This is a genomic window from Kineococcus sp. DHX-1 (assembly GCF_042473625.1).
Lineage (GTDB): Bacteria > Actinomycetota > Actinomycetes > Actinomycetales > Kineococcaceae > Kineococcus.
In genome coordinates this window covers 3,456,877-3,469,058 of the sequence record NZ_CP170445.1, presented here as the reverse complement: position 1 = coordinate 3,469,058, position 12,182 = coordinate 3,456,877, and the positions used below count along the sequence as shown (strand labels likewise).

At 75.1% G+C, this 12,182-nt stretch carries 11 protein-coding genes; 4 read left to right on the top strand and 7 right to left on the bottom strand.

Features of this window, described 5'->3' with window-relative positions; all coding sequences use genetic code 11:
• Positions 1-6: 6 nt before the first annotated feature.
• The 5 genes from ACFEMC_RS16610 to ACFEMC_RS16590 form a co-directional block, all read right to left on the bottom strand.
• On the bottom strand, positions 7-1,533 hold the full coding sequence (locus ACFEMC_RS16610; protein ID WP_380176838.1) for a flotillin family protein: 1,527 nt from the start codon (positions 1,531-1,533) through the stop codon (positions 7-9).
• A gap of 72 nt (positions 1,534-1,605) precedes the next feature.
• Positions 1,606-2,100 (bottom strand): hypothetical protein, encoded by a 495-nt coding sequence (locus tag ACFEMC_RS16605; protein ID WP_380170665.1) that lies wholly within the window; start codon positions 2,098-2,100, stop codon positions 1,606-1,608.
• Positions 2,101-2,160: 60 nt separating this feature from the next.
• Entirely contained in the window at positions 2,161-3,195 is a 1,035-nt protein-coding gene (locus ACFEMC_RS16600; protein ID WP_380170664.1) for an AbrB family transcriptional regulator, read from the bottom strand.
• A 1-nt stretch (position 3,196) separates the two neighbouring features.
• Entirely contained in the window at positions 3,197-3,916 is a 720-nt protein-coding gene (locus ACFEMC_RS16595) for a TIGR03089 family protein (RefSeq protein ID WP_380170663.1), read from the bottom strand.
• Between the two features lie 61 nt (positions 3,917-3,977).
• Positions 3,978-4,460: an SRPBCC family protein gene (locus ACFEMC_RS16590; RefSeq protein WP_380170662.1), complete on the bottom strand. Its 483-nt coding sequence runs from the start codon at positions 4,458-4,460 to the stop codon at positions 3,978-3,980.
• Positions 4,461-4,490: 30 nt separating this feature from the next.
• On the opposite strand from ACFEMC_RS16590, the gene ACFEMC_RS16585 reads away from it, so the two are divergent.
• Positions 4,491-6,557 (top strand): hypothetical protein, encoded by a 2,067-nt coding sequence (locus ACFEMC_RS16585; RefSeq protein WP_380170661.1) that lies wholly within the window; start codon positions 4,491-4,493, stop codon positions 6,555-6,557.
• Positions 6,558-6,577: 20 nt separating this feature from the next.
• Here the strand turns inward: ACFEMC_RS16585 and ACFEMC_RS16580 are convergent, their stop codons facing one another.
• The gene (locus ACFEMC_RS16580) at positions 6,578-7,126 is read right to left on the bottom strand and encodes a GNAT family N-acetyltransferase (RefSeq protein ID WP_380170660.1); all 549 of its coding nucleotides are present in this window, start codon (positions 7,124-7,126) and stop codon (positions 6,578-6,580) included.
• A 298-nt stretch (positions 7,127-7,424) separates the two neighbouring features.
• Complete coding sequence (locus ACFEMC_RS16575) at positions 7,425-8,201, bottom strand: class I SAM-dependent methyltransferase (RefSeq protein ID WP_380170659.1); 777 nt, start codon at positions 8,199-8,201, stop codon at positions 7,425-7,427.
• 68 nt (positions 8,202-8,269) lie between these two features.
• On the opposite strand from ACFEMC_RS16575, the gene ACFEMC_RS16570 reads away from it, so the two are divergent.
• From ACFEMC_RS16570 to ACFEMC_RS16560, 3 genes are read left to right on the top strand one after another with little or no spacing between them, the layout of a single operon-like run.
• Positions 8,270-9,196 carry a glycosyltransferase family 2 protein gene (locus ACFEMC_RS16570; protein ID WP_380170658.1) on the top strand — a complete coding sequence of 309 codons (927 nt, stop codon included), beginning with the start codon at positions 8,270-8,272 and terminating at the stop codon, positions 9,194-9,196.
• Positions 9,193-11,190 (top strand): glycosyltransferase, encoded by a 1,998-nt coding sequence (locus tag ACFEMC_RS16565; RefSeq protein ID WP_380170657.1) that lies wholly within the window; start codon positions 9,193-9,195, stop codon positions 11,188-11,190. Before ACFEMC_RS16570 ends, ACFEMC_RS16565 begins: the two co-directional genes overlap by 4 nt.
• Positions 11,191-11,193: 3 nt before the next feature.
• Positions 11,194-12,162 carry a lysylphosphatidylglycerol synthase domain-containing protein gene (locus ACFEMC_RS16560; protein WP_380170656.1) on the top strand — a complete coding sequence of 323 codons (969 nt, stop codon included), beginning with the start codon at positions 11,194-11,196 and terminating at the stop codon, positions 12,160-12,162.
• Positions 12,163-12,182: the final 20 nt, after the last annotated feature.

Here is a 12,182-nt window from a genome sequence, read left to right as displayed (position 1 = left end):
GGCGGACTACCCCGCGTCGGGCGTCACAACCGTCGTGCCCTGCGTGGGCTGGGACGTCGGCCGGCCCGGCTGGCCGGTGAGGTTGCGCAGGAGCTCGGTGACGTCGACACCGGTCGTGCGCTTGACCACCTCGAGGGTCTCGCTGAGGTTCGACCCGACCTGCTTCGACAGCTGCGAGGCGCCGTCGGTGGAGATGACGGTGAGGTCGGAGATGGCCGACATGGGTGCGGCGAGTTCGTGGGCGACGCGGGGCAGGACGTCGACGACCATCTGCGCGACGGCGGCCTCCCCGTACTGCTCGAACGCCTCGGCGCGCAGCCGCATGGTCTCCGCCTCGGCCTCACCGCGGGCGCGGATGGCCGCACCCTCCGCCTCACCCTCCAGGCGGGTCGCGTTCGCGAGCGCCGTGCGCCGGTCGAGTTCGGCCTGACCGGCCAGGCGCACGCGCTGGGCGTCCGCCTCGGCGGCGAGCTTGATGCGGTTCGACTCCGCCGTCGCCGACAGTTCCACGCGCCGGGCGTCGGCCTCGGCGTTGGCGATGTCGGACGCCTTCTTCGCCTCGGCCTCGTAGATCTCGGAGTTCCGCCGGGCCTGGGCCTGCTGCTCGGCGTCGTAGCGGCGCGCGTCGGCGGGTTTGCGCACCTCGGTGTCGAGCTGGCGTTCGGTCAGGGCGGCCTGGCGTTCGGCGACGCGTTCCTGCTCGAGCAGGACCTCCTGGTCGCGGGCGGCCTTGGCCAGCACCCCGGCCGCGGCGGCACGGGCCTGGGCGGTGTCCGTCTCGGCCTTGAACTCCGCCTGCCGCAGCGACAGGTCGCGCTGGGCGGCGGAGACCTTCTCCTGCGCGCGGGCCTCGGCCTGCTGGGACTCCTGCAGGGAGTTCGCCTCGGCGATGGCCGCGTTCTGCGCCGCGATCGCGGCCTCCGGCCGGCCGAGGTCGCGCAGGTAGTTCACGTCGTCGGAGACGTCCTGGATCTGGAACGTGTCGAGGACGAGACCCTGGTTCGTCAGGGACGTCTCGGCCTCCTCCGCGACCCGGGAGGCGAACGCGGCGCGGTCCCGGATGATCTCGTCGACGGTCAGCGTCCCGACGATGGAGCGCAGCGACCCCGCGAGGACCTCCTGGGTGAACGACTCGATCTCGTCCTGCTGGTGCAGGAAGCGCTGCGCCGCAGCGCGGACGGAGTCCTCGGTGCCGCCGACCTTGATGATGGCGACGCCGTCGAGGTTCAGCCGGATGCCCTTGGCCGACACGGCCCCGCGGATCTGCACCGAGATGCGGCGCGAGGCCAGCGACAGCGAGTACGCCTGCTGCACGAAGGGCAGGACGAAGATGCCGCCGCCCATGACGACCTTCTGGCCGGACAGGTCGGTCGAGACCTTCCCGGTCTCGGGGTTGGTGACGGGTCTGCCCTTCTGACCCGTCACGACGAACGCCTCGCTGGGCCCGGCGATGCGGTAGCGGCGGACGATCGCGACGGCCAGCAGCAGCACGACGACGACGGCCGCCGCGATGAGGATGACGGCAGGGGTCAGGAACTCCACGAGCGGTCCTCTCCTAGGTGGTGCAGGGACTTTCGGGTTCTGCGGGTCGTCCGGCGCGGGACGTCAGGCGAGGGGCGTGACGCGGACCGCGGTCGCGGACACCTCGGCGACGACCTCGACCGCGGCCCCGCGGGTCAGGGGGACGTCGCTGACCGCGCTGCGCTTGACCGTGGTGCCGTGCAGCCGCAGGTTCACCTCGCCGTACGACCCGGGGTTCGCGGCGGGGGTGGTGACGACTCCCCGGGCGCCCAGGATCGAGACGTGGACCTCGGGTTCCTCGCGGCGCAGGGTGCGCACGAGAACCCCCACCCCGGCCATCGTCGCGAGACCCACGGCCGCGCCGAACCCGGTGGCCTGCAGCGTGGTCCAGCCGAACGACGTCTGCGCCAGGGTCGCCGCGAGGCCGAACAGGGCCAGGCCGCCGGACAGCGACGTCAGGGACAGGAAACCGCCCGCGATGTCGACCTCGAACGCCTCGAACACGCCGTCGAAGACGAAGGACACCAGGCAGACGACGAAACCCACGACCGCGAGCACGACGAACACCGTCACGCTCACCCCGTGCACGGTCACTGTCGACCACCCCTGCCCCGGACCCTAACAGGGTCCGGTGCCGGATCAGCGGCTGCGGGAGAGGGCCTTGGCCAGCACCGGCGCGGCGAGGAGCATGACGAGCAACCGCAGCACCTGCACCGACAGGACGAACGTCGCGTCCGCCCCCGAACCCACGGCCGCGGCCAGCACCGCGTACAACCCGCCCGGCGTCGTCGCCAGGTACGTGTCGAGCGCGGGCAGTCCCGTCGCCCGCGACAGCGCGACGCCGAGCGCCGCGCTGCCCGCGACCCCGACGACGATGAGGACGAACGCGGCGGGCAGCACGCGGGCGACGGCGGCGAGGCTGGACCGCGTGAACCGCAGCCCGATCTGCAGCCCGATGAGGGCGTAGGCCACCTGCTGGAGGAGGTCGGGCACCTGCGCGCCGGCGGTCATGCCGCTGAGGGAGAACGCGGCCGTCAGCAGCAGGGGCCCGAGGAGGGTGGCCGCCGGCAGGTGGGCGCGACGGCCCAGCCACGGACCGGCGAGACCGCAGACGACGACCAGCGCCACCCCGGTCCACGGGTTCCCCGCCGCGCCACCCCCGGCGGGCCCGACCGCGCGGACGTCGAAGACGACGTTCAGCACGACGGGCAGGGACAGCACCACGAGCAGCACCCGCACGTACTGCACGACCGCCACGACGCGTTCGTCGGCGCCGAGCTGGCGGGCGATGACGACGAGACCGCTGGCCCCGCCCGCGACGAGCGCGAACGCCCCGGTGACGGCGTCGACGTCGCGGTGCCGCCCCAGGAGCCACCCCGTGCCGAGGCTGAGGGCGAGCGTGCCGACCGTCACGGCGAGGACCGGCAGCCAGTGCTCCCCGAGCGCCGCCAGGGTCGAGACCTGCACGAGGGTGCCGATGGTGACGCCCACGACGGCCTGACCCGCCAGCCCCGCGCGGGGCGGCAGCCGCACCGCCCGCCGCGCGACGAGCGCGTCGACGAGGCCGACGGCGAGCCCGGCGAACAGCGCGGGGGAGGGCAGGCCGAGCCGGCCGAGCAGCAGGGCCGCGACGACGGTGGCGGCGACCAGCGCGAGGGCGTGGGCGGCCCGCACCCTACGCGGCGGGCCGGGTGCGGAGGACGGCCGTCGTGCGCTCGGAGCCCACGACGCGCTCGGTCAGCGCGTCGAGGTCGGGCGTCAGGACGACCGACCCCGTCCGCGCCCACGCCGCCAGCGGCCCGCGGACGACGTCGCCCGGACCCGCGTCCGTCAGCAGCCGGACCCCGGCCGGCCAGTCCGCCCCGAGGGTCTGCGCCTCGGGGAGGAGGCGGCCGTGCGTCAGCGGCGGGGTCTCCAGGGCCGGGTCGTCCGGAGCCGCCTCCGCCAGCGCGACGTGCGTGTCGCCGTACCCGGTGACGACGCGCGCGTAGTCGAGGACGCCCGGCGGGAGATCGGCGCCGAAGCTCGTCGCGAGGGGGGCCAGGGAGACGGCGATCCGGTCCTGGACGGTGCTGCGCCCCAACGTCTCCGGTGAGGACGAGACCAGCACGTCCGCGGGACCGTCCGCGCCGTGGCGCACCGCGGCGCCGACCGACCAGGCCGCGAGCTGGAACACCGGCGTGCGCCAGTGGGTGGGCAGGTCGAGGGCCACGACGGAGCCCGGACCCACCTCGAACTCCTCCTCCAGCAGGTTCGCCGTCTTGGCGACCCACGTCGCGAGCACCCGCGCCGACAGCTCGATGCGTTCCCCGGAGGTGGCGTGGTCCGCGGCGTACCAGGTCAGCCGCGGGGCGGTCGGGTCGTCGTCCAGCAGGCGGCGCAGCAGGGGGAGCACGCCGTCACGGTACGCCGGGCCACCCGCCCCCTCGCCCGCCCTCCGGGGGCAGGGATCGTCGTCACGTCGTGCTCGTGGGTCGAGCCCGTCGCGTCGACGATCCCCCCTCGGCGACGGACCGCAGGTGGTCCGCCCGCTCCCGCAGCAGCCGGCGCAGGTAGGGCTCGGCCACGAGCCGGACGACGAGAGCGCCGACCGGGCCACCGCGCAGCGCGACCTCCATGCGGTCCGTCATCCGCGTCCCGCGCGGCCCGGGGGCGAACACGTGCTCGTGGCGCATGCGCCGGAACGGGCCGCGGACCTGCTCGTCGACGATGCGGTGCGGGCGTTCGACCGTCGTGACCCGGCTCGTCATCGTCCACCGGACGCCGAGGTGCCGGGCGCGGAAGGTCACCTCGTCACCCTCGGCCAGGGTCCGCCGTCCCGTGCTCGTCGTGGCGCTCTCCCCGCTGCCGCGCAACGACTCCGCGTGCACGTCGACGTCGAGGACCAGGTCGTGCAGCACCTGCGCGGGGGCCGCCACGTCCGTCACGACGACGATCACGCGCCCAGTCTGCCGGTAGGTTCTCGCGGCGTGAGCAGCACCGGGACGACCGCCGCAGGAACCCTTCTGACGCGGGTCCCCGTCGTCCTGGCGGCCGCCGTCGCCGCGCTCACCGCCGTCGCCGCACCCCTGGTGCTCCTCGACCTGTGGACGCCCGCCGTCGCCGTGCCCGTCGGGCTCGTCGTCGCCGTCCTCGCCGGCCGGCTGGCGTGGGGTGTGCCCGGCGTCGCCGCGGGCTGGTGGTCCGCGGGCGGCAGCGCCGCGATCGCCGTCGCCGCCGGCGTCTGGGCCGCCCTCACCCACGCCGAGCACGTCGTGCTGCGCCGCGACGCCGGCTCGATGGCCCTCTACGCCCACCACCTCGCGACCCACCACGGGCTCCCCGTCGACGCGTCCGTGTCCGCCCTCGGCGGCGCCGCGGCGCTCGCCGACCCCAACGTCAGCCTCGCCTCGCCGGCGTTCTACCAGGTCGGGGACCACGTGGTCCCGCAGTTCCTCCTGGGGGCCCCGGCGCTGTACTCGCTGGGGGACTGGGCCGGGGGCTGGACGGGGATGTTCGTCGTCCCCGGGATCCTCGGGGCCTTCGGCGTGCTGGCGGTCGCCGGGTTCACGGCCCGCGTCGTCGGCCCCCGCTGGGCCCCGCTGGCCGCGGCCACGCTCGCGATCGCGCAGCCCGTCCTGCACGCCAACCGGTCCACCTACTCCGAACCGCCCGCGCTCCTCGTCCTGTTCGGGGCCGCGACCTTGCTCGTCGCGCTGCTGCCCGCGACGGGTCGGACGGCCGCCCGGCTCGGCCTCGGCGCGGGTCTGCTCGTCGGCGCGTGCGGGTTCGTGCGCATCGACTTCCTGCGCGAGGTGGCGGTCCTCGTCCCCGTCCTCGCCGTCCTGCTCGTCGTCCGGCACCCCGGGGCCCGCGCGCTGTTGGCCGGGACGGGCATCGCCTCGGCGCTCGCCGTCGCCTCCGCCCTGCTCACCTCGCGCCCCTACCTGGGCACCATCTCGGGGTCGCTGCTGCCGCTCGTCGCGGGTCTGGTGCTCTTGACGGTCGCGAGCGCCGTCGTCGTCCGGCTGGCCCGCCGCGGCGTCCTGGCCCGGCGGCGGTGGCTGACGAGCGAGCGGGTGCCGACCGTCCTGGCGGTGGCGCTCGCGGTGGTGCTGGCCGTGCTCGCGAGCCGGCCGCTGTGGCTCGTCGTGCGCCAGGACCCCGAGGACTCCGGCAGCAAGCTCGTCGCGGGTCTGCAACTGGCGCAGGGACTCCCGGTCGACGGCGGCCGCACGTACGCCGAGCACTCGATCGACTGGATCGCCTGGTACCTCGGGTGGCCCGCGGTCGCCCTCGCGGCGGCCGCGGCCGTGGTGGCGCTGCCGCGGGTGGTGCGGGCGGTCCAGGGGCGCGGTGACCTCCCGTCCTGGACGGCGCCGTACGTCGTCGCGCTCGGGTCGACGCTCCTGACGCTGTACCGCCCGGGCATCACGCCCGACCACCCGTGGGCCGACCGCCGGTTCGTCGTCGTCGTCCTCCCGGCGGTCGTGGTGCTGTCCGTCGCCGCCTGCCGGTGGGTCCTCGCGCGCTGTCCCGGGCGTCTCGTCGGGCCGGCCGCAGCGATCGCCGTCGTCCTGCTCGTCGGGCCGGCCGTCTGGGGCACGCTGCCCGTCGCCACCCAACGGACCGAGGTCGGCGAACCCGCGGCCGTGGCCCGGGCCTGCGCGAGCTTCGCCCCCGGCGACGTCGCCCTCGCCGTCGACCCCCGCTCGCGCAACGAGTGGCCGCAGCTGCTGCGCGGGACGTGCGACGTGCCGGCGGCCTCGATCGTCGTGCCGACCTCCCAGGGCCGGCAGGGGACGGAGGAGTACTGGACGACGCTGCGCGCGGCGGTGGACCGCGAGGCCGCCCGCATCCGGCAGGCCGGCGGGAACCCCGTCCTCGTCGCCGCCGGCGGCGACACCGACCCTGTCGAGGTCTTGACCCGCCTCGGCGTCTCCGACCCGCGCGTCGTCGTGAGCCGGCGCACGAGCGAGGACGAGCGCGTCCTGACCCGCCGCCCCGACGGCGTGCAGCGCATCGACGTCCGGCTCGTGACGGGCTCCGCCCCCTGACCCCCGCCCCTCACCCTCCGTCACCGCGGGGCTGGGTCGGGTTCGGGTCGTTGACGCAACAGGCCGATAGGTTCGGCTCGTAGCGTCAACGAGCTCGACCCCGCAGGCTCCCGCGGTGACTCAGGGTGAGGGGGGCGGCGGTAGGTCGCGTCGGGCTCGCGCTCCTCGTTCCCGCTCCCGTCGCCGGTGGCGACGAGGACGAACCCGTGCCGCTCGTAGAGCCGCCGGGCACCGGTGTTGCGCTGGAACACGTGCAGCGACAGCTCGCCGTCGCGCCCGGCCAGCACGTGTTCGAGCAGGGCGGTGCCGACCCCGCGGCCCCACGCGGCGGGTGCGACGTAGAGGTGCTCCAGCCAGGCTCCGTCGACGGCGGCGAACCCCAGCACCGCGCCGTCGTCGTCGAGCGCGAGGTGCACGTCCTGCCGGGGGAGGACCACGTCGGCGATGAAGCCGCGGGTCTCGTCGTCGGTGTGCAGCTCGGGCAGGTACGTCATGGTCGCGCGGGCGGCGAGGAAGACGTCGGCGACGGCCGGGGCGTCGGCGGGGGTCGCCGGGACGATGCGGGGCACGGCCCCATCGTCGGGGGCCTCGCCGGCGGTGCCCACAAGTTTCCCGTGGGCCCCCCCTCGTGGGACCGGGTGTGGGACCGGCACCGGCGTCGTCAGCACGACCGGCAGGCCGGTCCCACGCCCGCATCGACGAGGGACCGGGCATGGGACCGGACGTGGGACCGGGTGTGGAACCACCGGTGGGTGTCCCGATCCGGTCGCCCGGACGACCACCGCGGGGCACCCACACGTCACTCCACGTCGGTGCGACCCGTGGTGACACCGATGGGTGTCCCCAGGTGGTGTGCCGGGCCGGCGCTCAGCCGGGCAGCGTCGCCCGCGAGCACCGCGTGACGTACTCCAGCGCCAGCGTCCCGGTGCGCCGCAACCGCTCCTCGGCCTGCGCCCGCACGTCGGCGAGCACCTCCTCGCGGCGCTCGTCGTCGAGGGCGATGACCCAGCTGCGCGACCGCGTCAGGTCCAGCAGCGACTCCACGGTGACCGGGTCGGACCAGCGGACGTCGTACCGCTCGACGGGGCCGAACGGCGGGCCGACGCGGGGGGCGAGGCTGCCGAGCTGCTCCTCCCCGGGGCCGGGCAGCAACCGGTCCAGGCGGGCGATCCAGTCCACACCGGCGTCGCGGACGTTCCACAGCAGGCCCAGCCGGCCGCCGGGGCGCAGGACGCGGGCGACCTCGGGCGCGGCGGTGTCCGGGTCGACCCAGTGCCACGCCTGGGCCATGAGGACGGCGTCGACCGAGCCGTCGGCCAGCGGGATGGACTCGCCCGTGCCGTCGAGCACCTCGACGTCCGGCAGCACCCGGGAGAACGTCTCGCGCATCCCCGGCGTCGGCTCGACCGCCACGACGTCGAGGCCGCGGGCCACGAGCGAGCGGGTCAGCTTGCCCGTCCCGGCCCCGAGGTCGACCACCCGCAGGGGCCGGTCGGCACGCGCCGCCGGCAGCAGCCAGTCCAGTGCCTCGTCGGGGTAGCTCGGACGGGCGCGGTCGTAGACGTCGGCGACGGCGCCGAAGGAGCGCGCACGCTCGGCGGCGCGGTCCCGCGCGGGTTCTGCGGAGGACCCGTGATGGCTCACGGGGTCATCGTGCCGCCCCGCGCCGGCGTCCCGGGAACCGCCCCGTTCGTAGGTAAGCTCACCCCGCCATGCCTGTCGAAGATGAGGTCCAGCCCCTGAGCGGACCGGCGCCCGTCGCCACGATCGTGCTGCCCTGCTACAACGAGGAGGCGCACGTCCTGCTGGAGGTCCAGCGCATCACCAAGGTGATGGACGACGACGGCATGCCGTACGAGCTGCTGGCCGTCGACGACTGCTCCACCGACGACACCTTGAAGGTCCTGCGCTCGGTCGAGCACGAGTACCCGAACCTGCGCGTCGTCGCGTTCCGCCGCAACGGCGGCTCCGGCACGGTCCGCCGCATCGGCACGCAGATGGCCCGCGGCGAGATCGTCGTGTGGACCGACGCGGACATGTCCTACGAGAACGAGCGCATCCCCGAGCTCATCCGGGTCCTGCTCGAGGACGACTCCTACGACCAGGTCGTCGGCGCGCGCACGACGGAGGAGGGCTCGCACAAGGCGCTGCGCGTGCCCGCGAAGTTCGTCATCCGCAAGGTCGCCGAAGTGCTGGCGCGGCAGCGCATCCCCGACCTGAACTCCGGTCTGCGCGCCTTCCGCAAGTCGGTCTCGCTGCCGTACCTGCGGCTGCTGCCCGCCGGGTTCTCCTGCGTCACGACGATCACGCTGTCGTTCCTGTGCAACCAGCACGACATCAAGTACGTCCCGACGAGCTACGCCAAGCGCGCGGGGACGTCGAAGTTCCACTTCACCAAGGACGCCTACCGGTACATCCTCCAGGTGCTGCGGATGATCATGTACTTCGAGCCGCTGCGCGTGCTCATGCCGGTGGCGCTGTTCCTCTTCGGCCTCGGGTTCGTCAAGGGCGTCACCGACATGTTCCGGCACGCCTTCTACTTCCCGGCCAACACCGTCCTGCTGCTCGTATCGGGGCTGCTCATCGGCGCCGTCGCACTGCTCGCCGACCTCGTGGTGCGTTCGCGGGACAGCGCGTGAGCGCCGCCCCCGGGCGGCGACGGATCGTCGTCCTCGGCCCCGCCCACCCCAGCAAGGGCGGCATCGCGGTCCACACGACCGAACTGGCCCGGCACCTGGCGCAGGGGCCGGACGCCGACGTCAAGCTCGTCTCCTGGGCCAAGCTGTACCCCGAGCTGCTGTACCCGGGGGAGGTGGCGCTGCCCGACGCGACGCCGGAGGTGCCGGAGTTCACCCCGACGCTGCGCCCGCTGTCCTGGTCCTCGCCGGCGTCCTGGTGGCGCACCGGGCGGCACGTCGCGCAGGCCGACCTCGTCGTCATCGCCCACGTCGTCCCGCTGCAGGTCCCCGCGCTCATGACGGTCCTCGCCGCGATGCGCGCGGCGCACTCCGCCGCGCGCACGGTCGTCGTCGCGCACAACGTGCTGCCGCACGAGCCGAACCCCGGCGACGAGCTGCTCGTGTCCCGGTTGTTCGCCGCCGTCGACGGCGTCGTCGTCCACTCCGACGCGCAGGCCGCGCTGGCCCACGCCCACGGCGCCCGCCGCGTCGTGACGGCCGACCTGCCCCCGCACCTGCCCGGCGGCCCGAAGCTGGCCGGTGAGGCCGGTTCGCGGGTGCCGCGTGACGGCGGCGTCCGGCTGCTCAGCCTGGGCGTCGTCCGCGAGTACAAGGGCCTGGACCTGCTGCTCGAGGCGCTGCGCGAGGTGCACCAGCGCGGCTTCGACGCCCGGCTCACCATCGCCGGGGAGCTGTGGGGCGCTGCCGGCCGCCGGGTCCGCGAGCTCGCGACGGGGCCCGGGATGCGCGGTCACGTGGAGCTGCGCGAAGGGTACGTCCCCGCGGCCCGCATCCCCGAGCTCATGGCCGCCCACGACGCCGTCGTGCTGCCCTACCGCTCCGGCACGGCCTCGCAGAACGCGCTGCTGGCCTTCGCCCACGGCCTGCCCGTCCTGGCCACCCGCGTCGGGTCGTTCCCGGCGCAGGTGCGCGACGGCGTCGACGGCGTCCTCGTCGAACCGGGCAGCGCCGCGGCGCTGGCCGAGGGGCTGCTGCGCCTGGCCGACGGTGGCCTGAAGACGTTGCGGGACAACGTCGAAGCTCCTGACCTCGAGGCCCCGTGGGACGCCTACCTCGGCGCCGTCGACGAGGCCGCCAAGGGTGGGACGGCCGCCGCCCCGCCCGGCGGCAAGGCCCTCGCCGTGGCCAAGCGGGGTGCCGAGCACGCCCTCTGGGCCCGCGTCGGCGTCCAGCGCCGGGTGGGGGAGCAGCTCGCCGCCCGCAAGCTCACCGCTGCCCCCGCCGCCCGTCCCGTCCCCTCGGGCGTCCCGCGCACGGGCGTCCTGCACGACGCCGCCGAGGTCGCCGACGCCGTCGCGCAGACCAAGCGGCTGCACCTGCCCGCGCACCCGGACTCCCCGAAGAACTGGGACGCCCTCGGTGCCGTCGCGGCCGTCCTGACCCTGGCCGACGACGGCTCCCGCACGGCCCGCGTCCTGGACGCCGGGTCGGCGCGGTACTCCCCGGTCCTGCCGTGGCTGCGCCTGTACGGCCTGGGCCGCACGCGCGGCGACCTCGCGGGCATCAACCTGGAGTTCGGTGCGACGGTCCACCGCGACGGGGTGGAGTTCCGCCGCGGCGACGTCACCGACACCGGCCTGCCGGACGGGTCGCTCGACGCCGTGACCTGCATGTCCGTCATCGAGCACGGCGTCCCCATCGCCGGCTTCCTCACCGAGACGGCGCGCATCCTGCGGCCGGGCGGCGTGCTCGCGCTGTCCACCGACTACGACCAGTCGCCGCCGGACACGACCGGGGTCACGGCCTACGGCGCGCCGGTGAAGATCTTCTCGCCGGCCGACCTGCGCGACCTCGTCGCGCTCGCCGACCGCGTCGGGCTCGACCTCGTCGGCGAGCTGACGGACGACGTCCTGGCCCACCCCGAACGGCCCGTGCACTGGAAGCGGACCGGACTGGACTACACCTTCGTGCTGCTCACGTTCGTGCGGCGCTGAGGGGTGCTCTCCCGCCTCCTGGGGGTCCTGCGCTCGCCCGTCCTGCGGGTGGGGTTCCTCGTCGTCGCGCTCGGCCTCGCCGTGGTCTACGTCGTGCGCGACCGGGCCGCCATCGCCGACGCCTGGTCCCGGCTCGACGCGTGGTCGGTGCTCCTCGCGTTCCTGCTGTCGCTGGCCAACGTCGCGCTGTCGGGGGCGTCCTGGCGCGCGGTCCTGGCCGACCTCGGCTCCCGGCTGCCCGTGGGGGCGGCCGCGCGGGTGTTCTTCGTCGGTCAGCTCGGGCGCTACATCCCGGGCACGGTCTTCCAGTTCGTCGCCCAGGCCGAGCTCGCGCGCGACCACGGCGTCCCGCGCCGGCGCACCGGTTCCGCGCTCGCCGTCGCGCTCCTGGTGTCGATGACGACGGCGTCGCTGCTGGTCACCGGTGTGCTGCCGCTCGCGCTGCGCGGCCGTGACATCGCCGGCTGGGAGTGGACCGGCTGGCTGCGCTGGGCGACCCCGTTGCTGCTGGTCCTGCTCGTGCCGCAGGTCATCAACCCGCTGCTGCGCGTGCTGCTGAAGGTGGCCCGGCAGGAACCGCTGGAGCACCGCATCACCCTGCGCGGCCTGCTCGCCTCCGCCGGCTGGGCCCTCGCCTCGTGGGTCGCGGTGGGGTTGCAGGTGTTCGTCCTGGCCCGTGCGGTCGGGGTCGACTGGTCCACCGGGTCGACGCTGGCGCTCGCCGTCGGCGGGTACGCGGTGGCGTGGATGGTCGGGTTCCTCGTGGTGCTGGCCCCCGCCGGGGCCGGGGCGCGCGAACTCGTGCTGGGGGCGGTCGTCGCGCTCGCCGCGGGGTCCGGCGGCGCCGCGGTCGTCGTCCTCGGTTCCCGCGTCCTGCTGACGGTGTCGGACCTCGTGCTCGCGTTCGCCGCGCTGGCCGGGCACCGCGCCGAGCTCGTCGTGAAGGCCAGGGCGGCGCGCTCGGGGGAGTGATCGGCGCAGGTGTCGATCTG

Bases quoted from the DNA above. Each gene is read 5' to 3' on its own strand.
- ACFEMC_RS16570 (WP_380170658.1), top strand. From the start codon at position 8,270: ATGCCTGTCGAAGATGAGGTCCAGCCCCTGAGCGGACCGGCGCCCGTC.